At 37.9% G+C, this 21,072-nt stretch carries 19 protein-coding genes and 1 pseudogene; 9 read left to right on the forward strand and 11 right to left on the reverse strand.

What is annotated here, in order from left to right:
• Nucleotides 1-77 precede the first annotated feature (77 nt).
• The 5 genes from GLW08_RS03295 to GLW08_RS03315 all read right to left on the reverse strand — a co-directional run bounded on the left by GLW08_RS03295 (nt 78) and on the right by GLW08_RS03315 (nt 4,906).
• Nucleotides 78-941 carry an ABC transporter permease subunit gene (locus tag GLW08_RS03295; protein WP_160847140.1) on the reverse strand — a complete coding sequence of 288 codons (864 nt, stop codon included), beginning with the start codon at nt 939-941 and terminating at the stop codon, nt 78-80.
• Nucleotides 925-1,878 carry an ABC transporter ATP-binding protein gene (locus GLW08_RS03300; protein ID WP_160847141.1) on the reverse strand — a complete coding sequence of 318 codons (954 nt, stop codon included), beginning with the start codon at nt 1,876-1,878 and terminating at the stop codon, nt 925-927. Before GLW08_RS03300 ends, GLW08_RS03295 begins: the two co-directional genes overlap by 17 nt.
• A gap of 64 nt (nt 1,879-1,942) precedes the next feature.
• Nucleotides 1,943-3,109: a zf-HC2 domain-containing protein gene (locus tag GLW08_RS03305; RefSeq protein WP_160847142.1), complete on the reverse strand. Its 1,167-nt coding sequence runs from the start codon at nt 3,107-3,109 to the stop codon at nt 1,943-1,945.
• Complete coding sequence (locus GLW08_RS03310; protein WP_337193909.1) at nt 3,096-3,662, reverse strand: RNA polymerase sigma factor SigX; 567 nt, start codon at nt 3,660-3,662, stop codon at nt 3,096-3,098. Before GLW08_RS03310 ends, GLW08_RS03305 begins: the two co-directional genes overlap by 14 nt.
• Before the next feature lie 368 nt (nt 3,663-4,030).
• On the reverse strand, nt 4,031-4,906 hold the full coding sequence (locus GLW08_RS03315; protein WP_160847144.1) for a DUF1028 domain-containing protein: 876 nt from the start codon (nt 4,904-4,906) through the stop codon (nt 4,031-4,033).
• Nucleotides 4,907-5,069: 163 nt separating this feature from the next.
• On the opposite strand from GLW08_RS03315, the gene GLW08_RS03320 reads away from it, so the two are divergent.
• The gene (locus GLW08_RS03320; RefSeq protein ID WP_160847145.1) at nt 5,070-5,408 is read left to right on the forward strand and encodes a hypothetical protein; all 339 of its coding nucleotides are present in this window, start codon (nt 5,070-5,072) and stop codon (nt 5,406-5,408) included.
• A 295-nt stretch (nt 5,409-5,703) separates the two neighbouring features.
• On the opposite strand, the gene GLW08_RS03325 is transcribed toward GLW08_RS03320, so the two are convergent.
• A complete protein-coding gene (locus tag GLW08_RS03325) occupies nt 5,704-7,401 on the reverse strand; it encodes a BCCT family transporter (protein ID WP_160847146.1) in 1,698 nt (565 codons plus the stop codon).
• A 332-nt stretch (nt 7,402-7,733) separates the two neighbouring features.
• Here GLW08_RS03325 and GLW08_RS03330 point away from each other — a divergent pair, with 332 nt between their 5' ends.
• Complete coding sequence (locus tag GLW08_RS03330) at nt 7,734-8,303, forward strand: 3D domain-containing protein (protein WP_160847147.1); 570 nt, start codon at nt 7,734-7,736, stop codon at nt 8,301-8,303.
• Between the two features lie 103 nt (nt 8,304-8,406).
• On the opposite strand, the gene GLW08_RS03335 is transcribed toward GLW08_RS03330, so the two are convergent.
• A complete protein-coding gene (locus GLW08_RS03335; protein WP_160847148.1) occupies nt 8,407-9,507 on the reverse strand; it encodes a M24 family metallopeptidase in 1,101 nt (366 codons plus the stop codon).
• Between the two features lie 531 nt (nt 9,508-10,038).
• On the opposite strand from GLW08_RS03335, the pseudogene GLW08_RS22350 reads away from it, so the two are divergent.
• Both GLW08_RS22350 and GLW08_RS03345 read left to right on the forward strand, forming a co-directional pair.
• Nucleotides 10,039-10,317 (forward strand): annotated as a pseudogene (locus GLW08_RS22350) (3D domain-containing protein); the annotation flags it as partial.
• 196 nt (nt 10,318-10,513) lie between these two features.
• Nucleotides 10,514-10,855 (forward strand): DUF3889 domain-containing protein, encoded by a 342-nt coding sequence (locus tag GLW08_RS03345; protein WP_160847150.1) that lies wholly within the window; start codon nt 10,514-10,516, stop codon nt 10,853-10,855.
• 452 nt (nt 10,856-11,307) lie between these two features.
• Here GLW08_RS03345 and GLW08_RS03350 read toward each other — a convergent pair whose 3' ends face one another.
• A complete protein-coding gene (locus GLW08_RS03350) occupies nt 11,308-11,865 on the reverse strand; it encodes an NAD(P)H-dependent oxidoreductase (RefSeq protein ID WP_160847151.1) in 558 nt (185 codons plus the stop codon).
• Nucleotides 11,866-12,205: 340 nt separating this feature from the next.
• Between GLW08_RS03350 and hutH the strand changes: the two genes are divergently transcribed.
• The 4 genes from hutH to hutG are packed head-to-tail and all read left to right on the forward strand — an operon-like array spanning nt 12,206 to nt 17,608.
• A complete protein-coding gene (gene hutH, locus GLW08_RS03355; protein WP_202406392.1) occupies nt 12,206-13,708 on the forward strand; it encodes a histidine ammonia-lyase in 1,503 nt (500 codons plus the stop codon).
• A gap of 27 nt (nt 13,709-13,735) precedes the next feature.
• Nucleotides 13,736-15,394, forward strand: coding sequence for a urocanate hydratase (gene hutU, locus GLW08_RS03360; RefSeq protein WP_160847153.1), 1,659 nt, complete (start codon nt 13,736-13,738; stop codon nt 15,392-15,394).
• A gap of 20 nt (nt 15,395-15,414) precedes the next feature.
• The gene (gene hutI / locus GLW08_RS03365; RefSeq protein ID WP_160847154.1) at nt 15,415-16,695 is read left to right on the forward strand and encodes an imidazolonepropionase; all 1,281 of its coding nucleotides are present in this window, start codon (nt 15,415-15,417) and stop codon (nt 16,693-16,695) included.
• The gene (gene hutG / locus GLW08_RS03370) at nt 16,667-17,608 is read left to right on the forward strand and encodes a formimidoylglutamase (RefSeq protein WP_160847155.1); all 942 of its coding nucleotides are present in this window, start codon (nt 16,667-16,669) and stop codon (nt 17,606-17,608) included. The genes hutI and hutG overlap by 29 nt, the downstream gene beginning before the upstream one ends.
• Before the next feature lie 276 nt (nt 17,609-17,884).
• Here the strand turns inward: hutG and GLW08_RS03375 are convergent, their stop codons facing one another.
• Both GLW08_RS03375 and GLW08_RS03380 read right to left on the reverse strand, forming a co-directional pair.
• Nucleotides 17,885-18,034 (reverse strand): hypothetical protein, encoded by a 150-nt coding sequence (locus tag GLW08_RS03375; protein WP_160847156.1) that lies wholly within the window; start codon nt 18,032-18,034, stop codon nt 17,885-17,887.
• 321 nt (nt 18,035-18,355) lie between these two features.
• The gene (locus tag GLW08_RS03380; RefSeq protein WP_160847157.1) at nt 18,356-19,693 is read right to left on the reverse strand and encodes an amino acid permease; all 1,338 of its coding nucleotides are present in this window, start codon (nt 19,691-19,693) and stop codon (nt 18,356-18,358) included.
• A gap of 239 nt (nt 19,694-19,932) precedes the next feature.
• On the opposite strand from GLW08_RS03380, the gene GLW08_RS03385 reads away from it, so the two are divergent.
• Complete coding sequence (locus GLW08_RS03385; RefSeq protein ID WP_160847158.1) at nt 19,933-20,466, forward strand: hypothetical protein; 534 nt, start codon at nt 19,933-19,935, stop codon at nt 20,464-20,466.
• Between the two features lie 66 nt (nt 20,467-20,532).
• On the opposite strand, the gene GLW08_RS03390 is transcribed toward GLW08_RS03385, so the two are convergent.
• Nucleotides 20,533-20,958: a pyridoxamine 5'-phosphate oxidase family protein gene (locus tag GLW08_RS03390; RefSeq protein ID WP_160847159.1), complete on the reverse strand. Its 426-nt coding sequence runs from the start codon at nt 20,956-20,958 to the stop codon at nt 20,533-20,535.
• Nucleotides 20,959-21,072 lie beyond the last annotated feature (114 nt).

Raw genomic sequence — 21,072 nt, forward strand, 5'->3', positions numbered from 1 at the left:
CTCTTTTACTAAATGATTGATATGGAGACAAGAGACATAGAAAAATGCTGATGTATGAAACCATACATCAGCATTTTTTAAACATCTCGTTTTTTAAAAGTCACAATAGCTATATAAAGCATGATAGCGCCGTATGAGATAGCATAAATAATCATAAAGTTACTTGGAGCTGAAGCACTAGCGAACATCCCTTGTTGGGCAAAACTAATTGGATTATCAGCTGTATCAAATAAAAGCACAGTCATTTTACGATACATTGCGTCAACTGGAAAGACTAAACTTGTCACAATTCCAATATTAATCAATGCCGCCTTTTCCATCAGAGAACCAATTTGTTCCACAAAACCACCAATAAAAGCCGCTCCATAAAGAATAATGAGAACTATACCAGCATTTAAGGTAGACATACGTGTACTTAACATGACACCAAGAGTTACGAGAATAATAGGCTGGAGGATGAAAATACTTACAGCTTTCATTATTTGGAGAGCACCTATAGGTAACTCCATCATCTCTCCTCCAACAATTTGATGGATTAACGTGATGCTTATAAATAGCGCAATGGCATACATTACCAACAAACCACCTAAGCCAATTACTTTCCCTAAAACAAATTGCGTTCTGGAGATAGGTCTCATAAGCCACGTATCTATTTGATGACTATCCACTTCGCTTGCGATTGAACTTACACTTGAAAGAATAGCAAGCAAAGCTGTGATAAACGAGGAAAAGTATAATCCCACACCTAATAACTGGGAAGCGAAGAATTTGTTTTGTAACGCATTATCCATAGTGTTACTCATCATGGGTCCTGTTTCTTGCACAGCAAAATGAATAGCAACTCCATAAAGAGTAACGAACGCAATCGTCATTAAAATGGTTATTAGAAAGATACGCTTAGACACAATTTCTAGAAAGGTTAGCTTAGAGATTGTCCACATAAGCACCCTCCTCTTTCTGATTAACCCAATGCATAAACACATCTTCTAAGTGGGGAGTTATTGGCGTAACTTCAAATACCGGTACTCCTACTGATGCTAACTTTGAAATAAGTGCAGGTACTTGTTCTTGTTTTTCCATTTGAACTGTCCACCGTGTCAGTTCACCTTCGTCATTCTTCTTTTCATGATGTTTTACATACTCAGGAAGTTGATTCATATATTGATTAGAGCTTGCAGCAATTACGATTTCCACTTGAGCTTCAATCATCATAAGTTGTCGCCACTCACCTTGAACAATGTGCTCTCCTTTATGTACGATAGAAACATGATCACAAACGGTCTCCACCTCATTTAACAAATGACTATTCAAAAAGATGGTTTTACCTTGGTCTTTAAGGTATAGCATTAAGTCTCGAACATCTTTCCTTCCTATTGGATCAAGTGCTGAGGTTGGCTCGTCTAAAAAGATTAACTTTGGATCATTTAATAAGGCACATGCCAATCCTATACGTTGTGACATTCCTTTTGAATATCCTTTAATCTTTTCATGATCTCTCCCAGTTAAACCAACTAGCTCAATGACTTCTTCAATACGCTTTTTCCGTCCTCTAACAGGCATATTGCATAGTTCAGCATGGCTTTCCAGCAATTTTCGACCTGTTAACCAGTCTGGATAACGAAATAGCTCTGGTAAATAGCCTACCTTTTCGCGCGATTCAGGTTTTCCAATAGGCTCCCCTAACAGTTTTCCCTCACCACCGGTAGGATTCAATAATCCGAGCATAGTGCGTACAAATGTACTTTTTCCTGCACCATTTGGTCCTAAAAAACCATAAACAATTCCTTCACCAATTTCTAACGTAACATTGGAGATTCCACCTTTACCGTCATAGGTTTTCGTTAAGTTCGAAGCTTCAATCACATTCACGTTTTCCATTCCTCCCATACAAAGGGGCTGACCCCTATACTGGAATCAGCCAATTTTCTTCTAATAGATAACATTACTTATTTAGTTGGTTAGCCATGTCAACTAGTTGACCTTTAGAAGTTACATTCTCACCATCATGAGCATAGCTTTCTAACATATGAATTTGTTCATTACTTTGCCATACCAAAAAGGTATTACCTTGCTCTTCAACTGCATATCCCTTCATACCGTTTATGCTGACTTCTTCTGACTTGCTACCATTTCTCTGCACGTATGGAATCGGTAAAGTGTGTTCTAGGTTATCAATACTTTCCAGCTGTTGTTTTACATTTTCAGGAATAAACGGTAACGCAAGCATTGTGTCACGCAACTCATTCACCGATGCACCTTTTGGAACTGAAATTTCAGGTGTTCCAATGGACGTATAGGATACAGAGTTTCCATCTGATTCGTAATGTACACTAATTGTATCTTGTACTTTAACGGAAAAAGGTTTGCCGTCTAGGTTTTGGTCAAATGTTGATTCCGCTCCGATTTGTGTAAGCAATGCATTAGCTTTCTCTACATTGAGATTAAAGGTTATTTTTGAGGTAGGTTCCACACTGACATGTTCAATATCGTAACCTGAAATAGCAGGGACGTTGTACCCAGCCTGATTAGCTTCATTTCCATCATCAAAACTTTGATGCTCATTAGAATTCGATACTTCAATTTCACCTAACCCATTTAGACTCATCGTACCTTCCTCTTGGCGGCTTACCCAGCGCTCAACTTCTCTCAAGTCATTTTCGGTCATTTTAACCATCTCTACTTGGTTGACTCGAAAAATGGATAAAAAGTTGTCCGCAGCTACTTGAACTTGTGGAATTGCCAAAGACCCAAGAATTGTTGCAGCTGCTGTCCCTGTCATAATCCATCGTTTTGTTGCTTTTTTCATGTGATCCCATCCCCTTTTTGGTTTTAATGAGATTTCCTTTTCTTGAGAGTTCAATGTTTTTGATGGTTGGTCATGTTTATTCATAAATTGGTGCTCGAAGCGATTCCAAGCTGCTTCTAAATCTACTTCAACATTTGCTTCACCTAACTTTTCAGATCCCAAACTATCTAACTCTTGGAGTTCTTGCACATACGATCTGCATGATTCACAGGTTTCTAAATGCTGCATTACTTCCTTCTTCTCTTCTCTTGTTAGTTCATCATCTAAATAGGCTTGAAGTAATCCAAGATTAGCGCAGTTCACTTGAACCCTCTCCTTTCATTTGATTGTATGTACTTTTAAACCTCATCTTAGCTCTGGCCAGTAAGCTCCCCACTGAATTATGTTCAACATGAATGGCAGAGGCTATATCATAGTAATTATATCCGGAGTATTTTAACAAAAGTATTGTCCGGTCTCGTTCTGTTAATTTCTTTAATACTTCTTGAACTTCTGTAACATTTTCTTTTATCATGAATGTTTCTTCTATGGAAGCGACTGCTTGTTCAGAATAATGAGTTTGTTTCTCTTCTCTAGCTTTATGACGCTTTTCTGAACGAATGTTATTGTATGCTGTATTCACCGCAGTAGTCATTAACCACGCAGACATATGTTCAATCGTTTCCCAATCAGTATGATATAGCTTCATAAAAACCTCTTGAGCTATATCTTCTGCTGCTTGTTTATTCTTCACAATAGTCATCACTTTTCGAACAACTCGTGGATAGTACGTTTTGAAGAGTCGTTGAAACCTAATATAGGAAGCATCGTTATCTTGTGATGTCGTATTCAAATTCTCTATCACAGTAGCCTTCACCTCCAAAGCAGCTCCTCCTTTCGAACAGCTTTCATATAGGAGACACCAGTTTATTTATATTTGTGACAGGTTTATATAAAAAATATTTTTCTTTATATCATAGATGATATATGTAGTAATTACTAGAAAACGGCAAAGATAATCTCAGAACACGTTGTTCGTCGTCTATAGACATATTGTAGTAACTAAAAACTTTTGCTTATTTTCTTCAAACAAAATCCGGCCTGCATGTAGTAATCTGAATAACTTATAAAGTTTGACATAGGCAAACATTTTTATAAATTCAATGAAAAAAAGCCACCCTGAGTATGGGTAGCCATTGAGAAAGAGATTTATTTCTGTTAATGATAGGGTGATTAGGGAGTTCTTCAAATTGATTTATATTTCATAAAATCCAGCACTTCTAAGTCAATCAAACCTTCTTCCAGTTCACGTTCTTCGAAGTTTTCTCGGTGTAAAAAGGCAGTGAAATTTTTATATAAAATAGAATCGACAACGTGGACTGTTGGGATATAACCTAAGCGTTTTAACTGCTCTCTTAGTTCCTCTTTTACTTCGCCTTTGATTTCAGCTATGTTTTCCTCTTTTGTTACACCAAAATACAACTGTTGCAAGTGGTAAATACGATAAAGTTCTCGAATAGGGTCTTCATGATCATCTACTCGAAGATCAATGAACCGATCATTATAACCGCCGTATCCCCCTTGTTCTTTTACTACATAAAGGGCTGCTGATTGTTTACCACGTTTATCTCCACCTGCTTGTTGTCCTTCATTCAAGGATTTTAACAAACGATTCGCAAGAGAACCTGACGTTTTTTCAAAAGCTTCAGCCATTGCTTGAATGGTCTCTACCCCAACTAAAATATTTCCTTGAACAGCATAATTATCACTGGCATGCCCTCCTGCATATGAGTAACAATTCACCCCTGTATATGTAGCAGAACCACCTCTTGCATCAACGATTCCTACCTGACGCATGTCCCGTCCACTATCCTCATTAATTAAATGTTTGATTACTTCTTCAGGCTCTACACCTTGCTCCAAAAGCGATAATCCTCTAGGGCCATAAGAAGGATTTGCAAGGGATTGAGTTGCAACAGCCCCTACTCCAGCTTTAGCCCATGGAACAACAGAGCCTACTCCTAAAAACTTTGATTGAACAGCTACACCTATCTCTCCTGTTGCAGGGTCATAACCTACGACAGAAAATGTAGCGACAAGATGATTCGAACTATAACTCACCTATATTCCTCCTTATTTTCATCTTCTTTATTGTATTAGGTATTGTTTTGTTTCATAACAACGTAGTAAAAAGGCTATATTTTTTTAATTTTCAACATGTTTATCCATTTTTATCTTAACCTAAACTACATACCATTACAGCTTAAAAGAAGGAGAAGTATATGTGATGAATCTGTTCATGATGTTTTTTTGTATGTTTATTGTTCTACTTGGTGTACCGATTGGATACTCCTACTCAAGATTTATGATGAGATACACTCCATATTATGTTCCTCATGTTTATGTTTCAATGGTGATTCACATATTATTTGGTTACCTTGCTTTATTATATTGGTTTTATTACGCCTATGAAGATGCACCCTTGATATGGTATAAAGGGACGATAATCGGTGCTTGGATTTCGCTCATTGGGTTATTAATACTTTTAACAATATTATCACTACAAAAGAAACAACTTTGTTGTGAAGAACAAAATCGCGAGCATCCGTCTAGCGACGAATGAGCTGAAGCACACATCACGTAGGTTTATAGCAACTCACCTTAGAACATTACCTAAATAAGCAGGAGATAAAGGAAACACGAAAAACATGAGTGATCCGATGTTAACTTATCGTACTGAAGTGAGGGAAATACACTAGTCGTTGCGCGCTGGAGCTGGATTTGGCCTCTATACTTATTAGGTACTCCACAAGACAACATTTTTTCTATTTCCTAGACAAGCACCAAAAGAGGGTAATCATCCACATGGGTGAAACCCTCTTCCTTATTTCTTTATTATCTTCAACACGCTTTGTAAGTTACTCTCTATCATTATGTGGCTTATCATCCTCGCCACGATCTTTATCCTTTTCTTCCTCTTCAAAATGAGCATCTACAGGTCCTTGCTTCTTGTCTTGTTTCTTCTTCTTACGACGTCGAACTCGTTCAAGAATCTTCTTATAATTTAAAGCAAATGTCTTCGGCTTATAGTGTTCTGATGCTTGAATGTCACTCGTAGATGCTTTCATGAAGGACCACCCCAACATAATCATTATGAAGAGAAGTGGAAACCCTCCTACAATTGCTGCTGTCTGTAATGTACCGAGTCCACCTAAGAACATCAATACTAGTGGAAGTAAACACAGGGAGAATGCCCAGAATAAACGATTCCACCTTATAGGCTCATCTTCTACTTCTTTTTGTACAACAGAGGCTAAAATGTAGGAACTTGAGTCAAATGTAGTTGCCAAGAAAATAATGGCTAAAATCGTAAAGATGAAAATCATAAAGGTCCCTAACGGTAGTTGACCTATAATTTCAATAATCGCCTTTGGAGCACCTTGGTCGTTTAAGATACCCACTACATCAAATTGTCCAGTCAGTTGTAGATTTAACCCGTAGTTTCCTATAATACCAAAGAACAATACGCTTCCAATTGTTCCGTAAAGTATTGTACCAATAATCATTTGGCGAATAGATCGTCCACGTGAAATTTTGGCTACAAACAATCCAACAAACGGTGCATAAACTAGCCACCATGCCCAATAAAAAACGGTCCATGCTTCTGGAAATCCTGTCTTATCGTATGGACCCAATTTATTATAAGGTTCTGTCCATGTACTCATATGGAAAAAGTTATCCAATAATAACCCAATACTGTTTGTAGTTGTTTCAGAAAGAAACCTCGTAGGCCCTACAACAAAAACGAAGGCAAGCAAGAAAAAAGATAACCATAAGTTAAGATCACTTAAAATTTTAATCCCTTTTCGGAGCCCTGAGTAAGCACTGATTGCGAATATCGCTGTAACAAGAGCCAATATAAATGTTTTCATAACCATATTTACAGGTAGTCCTGTTAAGCTATTGATTCCTTCTGCAATCATTGGTGTACCTAACGCAAGTGTAGTCCCTGCCCCACCTAGCAAGCCAAACATAAATAATACATCAATAATTGTCCCTGCTGGTCCATCAGCATACTTTCCAATCAATGGACGAGTTGCTTCACTAACTTTTAAAACAGGTTTTTTTCGTACATAGTAAAAGTACGATATCGGTAAGGCTGGTAGTGTGTATATTGCCCATGCAATGGGCCCCCAGTGAAAAATACCATACGTAGATGCCCATGCAATCGCCTCTTCTGTACCAGGTTCAATTCCGAATGGCGGACCTTGGTAATAATACGCCCATTCAATTGTGCCCCAATACAAAATACTTGAGCCAATCCCTGCACAAAATAACATCCCAGCCCATGAGAAGTTATTAAACTCCGGTTTCTCATTCGCCTCACCCAATTTAACTCGGCCATTATCACTAACTGCAACATATATTAGGAAGAAGAAAATCCCCAATCCAACTAAAAGATAAAGTACTCCAAAGTTGGTAGTAACGAATGTGTTAGCAAGATTAACGTATTCCGCTCCTTTATCAGGAAAGATTACTAACGGAACAATAACGAGTAATAGTAAGATAAATGCTCCTAAGAATGTAGGCCAATCGATAAGCCGATTTTTGTTCATGATAACGTATCTCCTTTTCTTGATGGCTTTGTACTATGTTGTACTCTTATATTGAACAAGAAAAGGTTTTTTATGCTAGATGAAAGAAATCTCTTTTAATAATAGAATTTGAAATTTTTATCAATTTATAATATTTATAAAAAACATACTACTATGGTTTACAGACTTGTATAGGCATGTTAACTTACACGATGGAAAACAAATCAATGGCATTTTGTTTTATTCCTTTAAATGTATGTAACGCTTTTAACATAAAAAGCAGCAGATTCTAGATAGAATCAGTGGCTTTTTGCGGTGTTTATAGGTAATTGAATATCGAGGAGGATCTAACCATGAATAGAATAATGAGAATAATTGTAGGCGCCGTTGCCTTTTTTGGATATATTGGTCTGAGTGCTTTTCATGTACAAGCATTGGAAACGGAGGAGGGTACCGTTTCCTCAGCTAATCAAACGACCAAGAAAGATGAAGCACCAAGTGCATTCTTAGCTTCTGAAATTCCTGTTAAGAGTGTGAATCTTGCTAAGAAAAAAGATACACCAACATTAAACAACGACAACGCTTCTAAGGATGTGGAATCAAAAAAAACGGAACAAAACGTAGAACGAACGCTTAAAGTTGAGGCAACAGCTTACACAGCAAATTGCGATGGTTGTATAGGTATTACGAAAACAGGAATCAATCTTTTAGAAAATCCTAACAAGAAGGTTATCGCAGTCGATCCAAGTGTTATCCCTCTTGGTTCTATCGTTCATGTGGAAGGTTATGGAAAAGCAGTAGCTGGTGACATCGGTAGTGCTATTCAAGGTAACCGCATTGATGTTTTTATACCAAACCGTAACAATGCGCTAAACTTTGGTCGTCGCCATGGTGTAACTGTTAAAATCTTAGAGGAAGCTTAATTTAGTCATGCAAAATAGCCCCTTACTATGTATAGGGGCTATTTTTTGCATCTATAATCTTTTTCCCAAGAGAAGAAGGACGTTAAACACACAGTACATATAACTATTTAATAATTTGCAACTCTTTTGGATAAGAGGTTAACGTCTCGTAACCGTCCTTAGTAATCAGCACATCATCTTCAATCCGAACGCCGCCAATATTCGGATCATAAATACCTGGCTCAATCGTGTATGTCATCCCTACTTGGAGCTTATCATTATTTAGATGGCTCATAGAGGGAAATTCATGGACATTAATACCTAAACCATGACCAATACGATGGGGGAATCTATCTCCATAACCAGCATTTGTAATAATGTCACGTGCGATTTGATCCAATTCCCCAATTCTTGTACCAGGCTTACTCGCTTCTAGGGAGGCCATTTGAGCTTTAAGAACGGTGTTATAAAGGGTTTCCTGCTCATCGCTAGCACCTTGATACACAAACGTACGCGTTATATCGGATGTGTATCCATCAAGCACAACGCCAAGGTCAAACAATACAAAATCTCCAGGTTTCAATGATCGCTTTCCTGGATTACCATGAGGATGACCGGACTTTTCACCAAACAGGACCATCGTTGAGAAGGACATTTCTCTAATACCTTTTTTCTTTAATTCATACTCAATGGTAGCGAGAACCTCCATCTCAGTTACACCTTGATGTAGTGCTTCCACACCGACTTTCACGCCATAATCAGCCATATCAGCTGCCTTACGCATAATGTCAATTTCAGATTGGTCTTTTATAACCCGCATATAATTTAGTTTTTTCTCTGCAGAAGATACTTGTGCATGCGGAAATAATCCAATCAAAGCTTGACTTCGACGAAATGGTAAGATTTCTTCCTCAAAGGCAATCTGGTTCACTTCAGGAAGTTTTCTCTTTCCAATCGCTTCTTTAGCTAATTGCCATGGATCCTCATGATCAGCATAACCAATTATTTCAGAAGACCAACCTGCCTCAATAGCTTGCTGCTTTTCCATACCTGGTAATATAAATAAAGGTTCAGCATTCTGAAAGATAAACAGTCCCATTAATCTTTCATGGGGATCTGTATGGAAATTAGTAAGGTAAAAAACATTTTCTGTAGAGTTTAGAAATACAACATCTATTTGTTGTTCTTCCATCCAACTGGTTAATTCATTTATTCGATTTCTCAAGATAACACCCCTTCTATTAACCTTCAGATAAGTTATGTACTCTCCTCTTTCTATAATACGTTATTATCAAAAAACCGGAAAGACCTCCACAGCTATGTAGTATGACAGCAGGAATACAAAACTGTTGTTATTTGTAATTATTGTAACCTTTGTCTTCAATTTGTAGCCTAAATGTCACCAGCCATTAATGGGATTGTCCTAGGTCCATTGTTATAATTTTATTAGTCGAAGAAAGACAGGAGGAATATCATGAAAAAATTAATCATGACGTCTATCGCTACTATCCTCATTGGCCTAGGTTTTGCAGGTACAACTTTACTAGAGAATAAAGAACTGCATGCACAAACCTTAAAGAACACAACTGAAAATACAGATGCAGCAAACGTTAGTGAAAACAAAACAAATCTAGATAAAAAAACGTCAACAGTTACCTATATAAATGAACAAGAAAAGAAAGCTGTCCAGCACGCATCTTCACAAAAAGGACAAGCAGCACAATCTAAACAAAAAACACAATCCAACAAAACGATTACAATGGAAGCAACAGCTTATACAGCAAATTGCGCTGGTTGTAGTGGAGTAACAAGAACTGGTATTAACCTTAAAGCAAATCCTAATCAAAAAGTGATTGCAGTAGATCCAAATGTTATCCCTCTAGGCACGAAAGTTCATGTAGAGGGATATGGAACTGCAGTTGCAGGTGATATTGGGAGTGACATCCAAGGCAACCGCATTGATGTCTTCATCCCAAGCAGACAAAACGCACTTGATTTCGGTCGTAAACAAGTTAAGGTTACAATTCTATCCTAAAGACATGAAAAGAGATGCCCTATTGTAAAGGGCATCTTTTTTTTAATAGGTCAAACTATACCGCTCATTCACGATAAATCGTGTATATTCATTATTACTACACAAACACTAATAAAGAAAAGCGCTGGAGCTAGATATATAAGCGCCAAAATTTTTTGCTTTTCTGTACTAATAAAAAAGGTTAGAGGTTATGTTTATGACACGTATACTTATTAGTCTGGTTTTTGTTTCTTCTATTATAAACAATCCCTTTGTCCTACCCACTTCCCCAGTAATTCAAGGAGTTGTTGCACAACCTGAGATTCCTTCCTATGCTAAGTGGGGCCAAATGGCTGTTAAAAAGACACAAGAAAAATATCCAAATGCTAAGGTGAAGGATTATCTTCACATTGGAAGGTCGTCCAAAAATGGTACTTCTGTAGAACAATTCAAGTTGTGGGTAAGAGAAAGTGGTAAAGAGTACCCAGTTTACGTTGATATTGAGTTTGATACGAAGACTGAGAAATTTATTAACATTAGCATTAAAAAAGGAAACTAAACCAAAGCTCAGAGAACCATTTCTCTGAGCTTTTTACAATAGGCTTTGTTAAAGCTTGTTATTAACATTCCATTATTGCCCCATTGTAGACCGTCAGAAGATATTCAAATACCTCAACCTCTCTAACTTCGCAATGTTTCCGTTTTCCCCCGCAGGAGGTGGCCGTGGAACAAGGAGACTCCCGTCGGAGAAAGAGGTAGGCAAGATCCCCTGAGGGTGTTTTTCCCTGAAGGTAGCTCGCCAGCTCGCCGGCAGGACGCGAGTTGTTCCACGACCACCTTTATTCTAACTAAATCTACGGAAACATCCCTCTTTCGGGATTACCAGATTTATCTCGAATTCAAGTCTTCCACACTATGCCTCGTTTGTTGAATAACTTTTCATTTCTTTAAAACCAACAGCATCCTTTAACTAAGCGTTACAACATTAAATTGAAAAGGTTTTTTTATTATTCATAGCTTGAAATAGTGACTTAAGTGTGAGTTCAAATCTCTTAAGTACGCTTCTACATCTGGCTTTTTCTTGACATCAAAACAGGAAAACGTCGGTAATTTTTGCAACCCAGCATATTTATGACTCAAATATAGATGGAATAAAACATCATCGACACCTCTCCCTTCAAAAAACAAATCCTTGTTATGAAAAGCAGAACTTGGTGCATTCCACGTTGTAGAGAACATATACTTTTTACCGGTCAATTTGCCCCCACCAATACCATATTTGTCTGTTTTACCTGTAAAGTAAACTCCATGTTCATGTGTGATGTCCAAATACTTCTTAAACAGCGCAGGAACACTGTAATTATAGATTGGAGTCTGATAGATAATATAGTCAGCCCACTTTACTTTTCGTTGTTCTTCTTCTTTATCAAAACCATCCTGTAAAACGGTAGTATCTACATGATAATGGTTAGATAATTTTTCCACTATATATTGAAACAAAATGCCATTTAATTCACCTCTAGAGTGCTTGTAATACTCATGACCGTTTAATACCAATATATTCTCCATATCATACTCCTTTATATCATTTAATCAGCAAGATTATCTTCTGTTTCCTACATCATACTCCATAAGATCACCTTCTTAAAACTAACTTGTTTTATGCTTACAATCTCTAACTTTCCTTCAACCTGCTAATGAATCAGCACCTTATCACAGTCGATTGCGCGCTTTTGTATGGAAGCATACAATAAAGATTAACTTTTAAAATTTTTAAAAAATAAAAAAGCTAACAGATAAATTCTTTATATAACAGTTAAACACATATAGACGATGTGTTACTGTAATCGTATTTTTTAACAAATCACATACTTTTCAAAAAGTTATGGAGAAAAGGAGGTTTGATTCGATGATTACATTAACGGGTCATACTCTTTCATTACAAGAAATAAAGAGAGTTTGTTACGACAACGAACGAATTGAAATTGCTCCAGCTTCTATTCAAAAAGTGGAAAAAAGTAGAAATGCAGTCAAATCAATCGTAAAAAATGGTCGTACCATTTACGGTATCAATACTGGTTTTGGAAAATTTAGTGATGTGAAAATTGATGAACAAGATGTCAATGAACTCCAACAGCACCTCATTCGATCTCACGCCTGTGGGGTTGGAGAACCTTTTCCCAAAATTGTGTCAAGGGCAATTATGCTGCTTCGAATAAACGCTCTTATTAAAGGGTATTCGGGAATAAGGATGGCCATAGTAGAACAATTAACCACCTTAATCAATGAACAGATTCATCCCGTTATTCCTCAACAAGGTTCATTAGGGGCATCAGGTGATCTTGCTCCCCTATCTCATCTTGCACTCGTTCTTACAGGAGAAGGTAAGGTATATTATAAGGAAGCGGTTTATGCTACTAAAACAATTTTTGACCTACTTGGAATAAAGCCAGTTGAGTTAAAAGCAAAAGAAGGTCTAGCTCTTATTAACGGTACACAGGCAATGACTGCTCAAGGTGTAATAAACTATTTAGAAGTAGAGACACTCGCCTACCAAGCCGAATGGATTGCCGCTATGACAATGGAAGGATTAAACGGTATTATTGATGCCTTTCACCCAGCTATTCACGAAGCTAGAGGCTATCCTCAACAAATAGATGTGGCAAGAAGAATGAATCATCTACTTCAAGGTAGCAAGCTAGTTACCCATCAAGGAGAGATGCGAGTACAGGACGCTTATTCGTTGCGATGTATCCCACAAGTTCACGGAGCTTCGTGGCAGTCATTTGATTATGTGAAAGAGAAGCTAGAAATCGAAGCCAATGCCGCTACAGATAACCCCCTTATTTTCGAAGACGGTCAAACCATTATTTCAGGTGGTAATTTTCATGGGCAACCCATTGCTTTAGCAATGGATTTCATGAAAATAGGTATTGCAGAATTGGCTAACATTTCAGAACGAAGAGTAGAGAGACTAGTTAACCCTCAACTCAATGACCTCCCACCTTTTTTGAGTGCGAAACCAGGTTTACAATCCGGTGCAATGATTATGCAGTATACTGCTGCATCACTCGTTTCTGAAAATAAAACGCTGGCTCACCCTGCCAGTGTGGATTCCATTCCTTCCTCTGCCAATCAAGAAGATCATGTCAGCATGGGAACAATAGGAGCAAGGCACGCTTATACCATTCTTCAAAATAGTAGACGTGTTTTAGCTATCGAACTAATTTGTGCCATGCAAGCAGTGGAACACCGTGAAAAGATCAAATTGAGCTCGAGCACTTCCTCTCTTTACAATAAAGCTCGTCAGATTGTTCCTTCTATTAAGGAAGATAGAGTTTTTTCTGAGGATATTGAACGACTTACGGATTGGCTAAGAGAAACTGATTTTTCATGGAAGATCTCCCCCTAAATCGAAATTCCAAGGAGGAATAAAAGGATGACTACTGAAAAAAGAGAAGTACATGCAAAAAAAGGACTAGAGATAGAATGTAAAGGTTGGGAACAGGAAGCTGTTCTTCGTATGCTTTACAACAACCTTGATCCTGAAGTAGCCGAAAAACCTGAGGAATTGGTTGTTTATGGAGGGATAGGTAAAGCAGCTCGAAATTGGGAAGCTTTTGACTCCATTGTTTCTACTTTACAACGACTAGAAAACAATGAAACGATGTTAATTCAATCTGGTAAACCGGTAGCTGTTTTCAAAACACATGAAGCAGCACCACGTGTACTGTTGTCCAATTCTGTCCTAGTCCCGAAATGGGCCAACTGGGAGCATTTCCATGAACTTGATCAACAAGGGCTTATGATGTATGGACAAATGACTGCTGGTAGCTGGATTTATATAGGTACACAAGGTATCCTGCAAGGAACCTATGAAACGTTTGCTTCATTGGCAGAAAAACATTTTGATAAAAGTCTACAAGGCACCATCACGCTTACTGCTGGACTTGGTGGTATGGGTGGTGCACAGCCACTTGCTGTAACGATGAATGGTGGCGTCGTGATTGCAGTTGAAGTCGATCCTTCCCGTATAGAAAAGCGACTCCAAACCAAATATCTTGATAAAATGACTACCTCGATTGACGAAGCCCTTGCATGGGCTGTTGAGGCAAAGCAACAAGGGGAAGCGCTATCGATTGGTCTTTTAGGAAATGCAGCCGAAGTTCATGAAGATATATTGAGCAGAAATGTGAATATTGACATCGTCACCGACCAAACTTCGGCACACGATCCATTAAATGGATATATTCCAGTAGGTTATTCGTTAAATGAATCCAATCAGTTACGCAACCAAGATCCCTCTACGTATGTTACCCTCTCTTCTTCATCAATGGCACGTCATGTAACAGCAATGCTACAGTTTCAAAAAAATGGAGCAATTGTATTTGATTATGGAAACAATATACGTCAAGTTGCCAAGGATGAAGGTATTGAGCAAGCTTTTGATTTTCCTGGATTTGTTCCTGCCTACATTCGTCCATTATTTTGTGAAGGGAAAGGTCCTTTTAGATGGGCTGCACTATCTGGAGACCCAGAGGATATTTATCAAACTGATCGTTTAATCAAAGAATTGTTCCCCAAAAATGAGCCCTTGATAAGATGGATAGACATGGCTCAAAAAAAAGTAAGCTTTCAAGGATTACCTTCTAGGATTTGTTGGCTCGGATATGGGGAAAGAGTAAAAATGGGCCTAGCGATTAACGAACTTGTAAAGAATGGGGAACTAAAAGCACCCATTGTAATCGGGAGAGACCATTTGGATTGTGGATCGGTTGCATCTCCGAATCGAGAAACGGAATCCATGAAAGATGGCAGTGATGCTGTTGGAGACTGGGCTGTATTAAATGCTCTTATCAATACAGCTGCAGGAGGTTCATGGATTTCTTTCCACCACGGTGGTGGTGTTGGGATGGGTTATTCCCTTCATGCAGGCATGGTTGCTGTTGCAGATGGTACTGACCTTGCCAAAGAACGTCTGCAACGCGTCCTCACAACAGATCCAGGGATGGGAATTGCCCGTCATGCTGACGCTGGTTATGATAAAGCCAAGGAAATAGCTAAACAGAAAAACATTGATATTCCCATGCTCGACTAAACTAATTAGGAGTTGATCAAGTGAATCATGATAAACTCATCACAAATATCGGACAATTAATTCTACCAAAGCGTTCTTCACAGGCGTTAAAAGGTGAAACAATGAAACATCTAACTGTAAAAGAAGATGCAGCAATCGCCATTTCTGACGGTAAAGTATCTTGGATTGGCTCAAGTCAAGAAGCACAGCAGATACATGCCGAAGGCAGGATTGATGCAAGAGGTCTTCTTGTCTCACCTGGACTAGTCGATCCCCACACCCATCTCGTTCATGGTGGATCTAGAGAAAAAGAGATGACGTTAAAACAACAAGGTGTCCCTTATCTAGAGATTTTAAAACAAGGTGGAGGTATCCTATCTACCGTTGAAGCAACACGTCAAGCTTCTGAAGATGAACTTTACCAAAAGGCTAGTTTCCATGTCGAAAGAATGATATCTCATGGAACAACAACCATCGAGGCTAAGAGTGGCTATGGACTGAATACAGATACAGAATTAAAACAACTTCGTGTTACACAGCTTTTAAAAGAAACATATCCTATTAACCTTGTATCTACATTTTTAGGGCCTCATGCTGTACCTCAATCATTCAAAGGAAATGAAGATGCCTTTTTAGATAGCATGACACTTCTATTAGATACAATTAAAGAACAAGATCTTGCTGAATACACCGATATTTTTTGTGAAACTGGAGTCTTTACTCTTGAGCAATCAAGACGCTTTATGGAAGCTTCTCTTGAAAAAGGATTCGGGGTTAAAATTCATGCCGATGAGATAGATCCTCTAGGTGGCACGGAACTAGCAGCTGAATTAGGTGCAGCGAGTGCTGATCACCTTGTAGCAGCATCAGATGAAGGAATTAAACAATTAAGCGAATCAGACACAGTAGCAGTTCTGTTACCAGGTACAACCTTTTATCTTGGGAAGGAAACCTATGCACGAGCAAGGAATTTGATAGATTCTGGAGCCTCCGTCGCGCTGGCAACAGACTTTAATCCTGGTAGTTGCGTAACGGAAAATTTACAGCTTATTATGTCGTTCGCAGCCCTCAAATTAAAAATGACACCGGAAGAAATTTGGAATGCAGTTACAGTCAATGCTGCCCATGCAATTGGAAAAGACGATGTTGCAGGTTCATTGGAAATTGGGGACCCAGCTGATATTGTCGTATGGGAAGCAACAAATTATCATTATATTCCGTACCACTACGGAGTTAATCATACTCGCATCGTGATGAAATCCGGTCAAATCTTATGGGAAAGGAAAGAAGGAAATGCACTTCACCTATCTCAATCCAACTAAATCTGCTGTATTTAAGGATAGATTTGTTACTAAAGTGGGCGAAACGATTGTCCCTTTTGAAAAAGGTAGGAATGGAGAGGTTGGTCTAATCGGCCTCCCTTCCTCCAAGTCCTCTATATCCCTTTCAATGGCAGCGAATGCACCTGAATCAATTCGAAAGGCACTGAACTCCTTTTCTACCTATTCCGCTACTATGCAACATGATTTTCGAGATGAACGAATTGTTGACTTTGGTGATGTCCCCATTCACCCTACTAGTGTTAGTGATACCATAGATCGACTTCACCTTAGCATTCAAGAAATGCTTCAAATAGATGCATGTAACCGTTATATTATGCTAGGAGGAGATCATGGAATAAGCTATCCTTCCATTCATGCATTTCAAAAGAAATACGGAACCATAGGAGTAATTCAATGGGATGCACACCATGATGTGCGTAACTTAGAGGATGGTGGTCGGACAAATGGAACACCATTTCGTAGTTTGTTGGAAGAAGGGATTATCAAAGGAGAGCACCTTGTTCAAGTTGGAATTCGTAATTATTCCAATGCAGAAGCTTACGATCAATACGCTAATGAAAAAGGTATTCACGTCTATATGATGGAGGATATAGAAGAAAAGGGAATTTTGCCAATCATTGAAAAAGAAGTAGAACGTCTTTCTAGCGAAGTCGATTTCATTTACCTCTCTGTTGATATGGATTCTGTCGATCAAGCACACGCACCAGGTTGCCCTGCCATAGGACCAGGTGGATTCACTAGCAGAGAACTACTATCCAGCATCAAAAAAGCCGCAGAATTCCCAAAAACAAGAGCTATGGATATCGTAGAGATTGATCCATCACAAGACGTAAGAGATATGACCAGTAGACTTGCTGCGCATGTAATGATGAAATTTATGTATAAAGCTTAATCTTAATATGGTAAGAAACTTTTTCATACGTATAGAGTATATTCAATGTTATCCCATTTGGAGATTTGTTTATGTATGTAGTAACGTAATCAAGAGAGGTATATTTATAGAAGTAAATTAAGCAAGAAATTTGTGTAGTTTAGAGGAGTAAAACAAAGTTATGGAAAGTACCTGTGTGATTTGTAATGAAACAAAGTGCTTTTTCTTTTAATGCCCTACCATTTTCAAATCAGGTACTTTCCAATTTCATGTCATATTAATAAACTCGTGCTCCTTTTATTTTTTGAATGGATTTCTTCTTAGTTTATTTTGAGATTTGTTTGCTTTTGCTTTTCCACCTTGCATAGAAGCATTGTAGTGTTTAACCTCTTGGCTAGTTTGATAATCTTTCTCGAAAAGTTCACGTGCTTTGATAAACATGTTCATTTTGTAACCCTCCTTATAAATTATTGATAATTAGATATCCCTTGTATTTAAGAGTAAAGCTAAGAAATTTGAATTCTAATGTAGTTAACTCCTTTTGTTTGCTACTCACAAATGTTTAAGGGCTTATTTTGAAATATACCACGCTTGGATGGTGGTACGCATTAATTTTCAATAATTTGTATAAAAAAGTTTGTAAACTATATGTTGTATGAAAAGGCTTTCCTACATGAATTGTTTAAATAGTCTATCCATTTTTTTCACCTCGACTATCATTCTTCATGAGACCCGTCACTATAGTTTTTAATCCAACAACCTTACATACTAACTCCCTCTATCACTCCCGCCCCTCTTACTACTTACTATTTTGTTCCTAAACAAGAACCAACTACCACCAATGAGTATAATGAATCCAATACTGACAAAAACACCTGGTCTTGTGTTGGCTTGAAACCATGCTCCAGAAATTGCAACTGCTATTAGGATAATTCCGAACCAAGTTCGAATAGAGAGCCAACCAGTAGGTTTCAATAACTTTCGATACGCTATTAAGATAAAAGCCCAATTAAGAAGTAACATAAGTCCTGCTGCAGTTGTAATATATTCATACACCTTTTCTGGTAACCATAAAGCAATAAGGATAGAGAATAGAAGCCCACCACTGGTCAACGTAAGGGCAGTCAGAGGCCAATCTCTCTTTCCTTTTTTAGAAAACAATCGTGGAGCATCCCCCTCTTCTGATAATGTTACAATCATTGTAGTCACTCCGTACAATGCAGCTACCATGGTCGAAAACCCTGCTATAATTAAAATTCCATTAAAAAGATGAGAGATATAAGGAAGATCAAAGGCCTTTAATGCTGTTACAAATGGACTTTCATCTGGAGAAAATCGTTTCCAAGAAACAAGTAGCAATGCGCCTATTATTGACAAAACATATACAAAGGTAAGTAATATAAGCATAAGACGGCCAGCTTTTGGGGCATCATCTATGTTCTTAAGTCTCATGGCCATTAATCCTATGACTTCAATTCCTCCAAAGGCATAATATGCATATAAAAAAGACCCCCAAACACCTGTAAGACCTGCTGATAAAATAGTGTCTTCTCCAACACTTGGAGCAACTGCTCCTTTCAACACACCAAATAAACCCAGACCAGCCAGAAGGATAAACATTAAAATGGCAGATGCTTTTATAACAGCAAAACCATTTTCAACTCGTTCAAAGCTTTTCACCCCCGTAAACATCACTAGCAACCCCAATACCGCATAGATAAGGGAACACATCCATAGTGGGGCATTGGGGAACCAAAATGTCGTAAATAATCCGAGCGCAGTGAGCTGACTCCCCATAATAAGGAGTTCTGAGGTCCAATAGATCCAACCATTAAGAAAGCCAGCCCAGTGACCAAAAGCGTGTTTACTATAGTCCCGAAACGATCCCTTTTCAGGATGAGCACTCGTCATGCTCGCTAAAGCCATAAAGACAATATATGTCCCTACCCCGGCCAATAAAAAAGTTCCCACCACAGCAGGTCCACCTATTTGTATCGCAATAGAAGACCCAAGAAAATACCCTGTCCCAATAATGCATCCAACCCCAATAAGGGACAGTTGCCACCATTGTAGGTTCGATATTTGGTTGTTTCCTTTTTGGCTCATATCCCCACCTCCTGTTATCCAACTTAGTGTCAGACAACAGGTGAAATTTATGTATGAGCTAACTAATCACATTTATCCATTTAAGTTGATTGAATGCCATAAATCTCACCTCTACTTCTGTTTATTTAGTTTACCCATTCCACCAAAAACTAGTGTTGGCTGTATGTTGGACGAATCTTCTTTCTCTTATTTCTCATTGTATGCTATAATTTTTTAAGACTATAATGGGGGTATTTTATATGAAACAACTTCTACTTACGAGTATGTTACTGATGTTACTCGTAGCTGGTTGCTCAAATGATAGCAATGAAAACAGTAATACATCAGATAATAAACAGAATAAGACAACCCAATCAGAACAAGATCAACAATCAAATGAGAGCAATGATCAAGACTCTCAAGAAGAGAGCGCTAAAACTCAAGATACAGATGATGAAAATACGTATGCATTTTCCAATAAAAATGAAGAATTAACGATAGTAGAAAAAAATCTTCATGAATTCAAATTTGAATACATGGTTGAAGATGTGAAAAATCTTAATGTGAAACAAGAACAAATCAGCATTAAGACACCCGAAGCAATGGACGATTATATGGAAGAAAAAGAAATCACTTCCGTATCTCATAATAACGAGAATCTGATTGTGAAAGGGTACATTACTTTCGATGCTGAAGATTTAAACAAGCTTGAGGTTATCGATAACCTTGAACCATTTATTGATGGTTTAAGAGTTGAGCAAGCAGATAGAACCCTTAACTTCAATCGTCAATAATAAACTAGTTATAACTCTAACTAATAAAACCTGAAAGCCAAATAAAATGGCTTTCAGGTTTTTTACTTAAGGTTTATATATTTGTGGACTTTCTTCACCCTCAACATTCATCAGACGAATTTGAGTAGGGTGAATTTCAAGGATAATATAATCCTCATCCTCTGGTTCAGAAAACCAATGCTTCATATAATCATTCCATAGCTTTTCTTTCATTTCTTTAGAATCATTTATTTTAGCTCTACCTTCAACTTCTACATAAGGATCTTCAAAACCCTTGCCATCATAGCCAACTAAGATGTGAACAAATGGATTTCTTTCCACCTCTTCTACTTTGTGTGTATCTTTATCTGTGGCAGTGTACAAATTCATGTCCTCTTGGTGAAATGTCATATAACGGGAATGTGGTTTTCCATCTTGAACAGTTGCCAAAGAACCTACTTTATGAGTATCCAATACTTCTTGAATTTTTGATTTAATTTGCTCTTGGTTCATAACTCTTATCTCCTTTCCATGATGATTTCAAAGTTAGTATTCCTTTTTAATGGAAATTATAAACGAATCGATATGCTTCAATTTTTACTTTCTGTATGATTTTGGAGAGTGTAG

Origin of the sequence: Pontibacillus yanchengensis (assembly GCF_009856295.1) — a bacterium.
Taxonomy (GTDB): Bacteria; Bacillota; Bacilli; order Bacillales; family BH030062; genus Pontibacillus; species Pontibacillus yanchengensis_A.

Coding starts and splice junctions, on each gene's coding strand:
- GLW08_RS03295 (WP_160847140.1), bottom strand. CDS start 941: ATGTGGACAATCTCTAAGCTAACCTTTCTAGAAATTGTGTCTAAGCGT.
- GLW08_RS03300 (WP_160847141.1), bottom strand. CDS start 1,878: ATGGAAAACGTGAATGTGATTGAAGCTTCGAACTTAACGAAAACCTAT.
- GLW08_RS03325 (WP_160847146.1), bottom strand. CDS start 7,401: ATGAACAAAAATCGGCTTATCGATTGGCCTACATTCTTAGGAGCATTT.
- GLW08_RS03330 (WP_160847147.1), top strand. CDS start 7,734: ATGAATAGAATAATGAGAATAATTGTAGGCGCCGTTGCCTTTTTTGGA.
- GLW08_RS03345 (WP_160847150.1), top strand. CDS start 10,514: ATGACACGTATACTTATTAGTCTGGTTTTTGTTTCTTCTATTATAAAC.
- GLW08_RS03350 (WP_160847151.1), bottom strand. CDS start 11,865: ATGGAGAATATATTGGTATTAAACGGTCATGAGTATTACAAGCACTCT.
- hutH (WP_202406392.1), top strand. CDS start 12,206: ATGATTACATTAACGGGTCATACTCTTTCATTACAAGAAATAAAGAGA.
- hutU (WP_160847153.1), top strand. CDS start 13,736: ATGACTACTGAAAAAAGAGAAGTACATGCAAAAAAAGGACTAGAGATA.
- hutG (WP_160847155.1), top strand. CDS start 16,667: ATGCACTTCACCTATCTCAATCCAACTAAATCTGCTGTATTTAAGGAT.
- GLW08_RS03375 (WP_160847156.1), bottom strand. CDS start 18,034: ATGAACATGTTTATCAAAGCACGTGAACTTTTCGAGAAAGATTATCAA.
- GLW08_RS03380 (WP_160847157.1), bottom strand. CDS start 19,693: ATGAGCCAAAAAGGAAACAACCAAATATCGAACCTACAATGGTGGCAA.
- GLW08_RS03385 (WP_160847158.1), top strand. CDS start 19,933: ATGAAACAACTTCTACTTACGAGTATGTTACTGATGTTACTCGTAGCT.
- GLW08_RS03390 (WP_160847159.1), bottom strand. CDS start 20,958: ATGAACCAAGAGCAAATTAAATCAAAAATTCAAGAAGTATTGGATACT.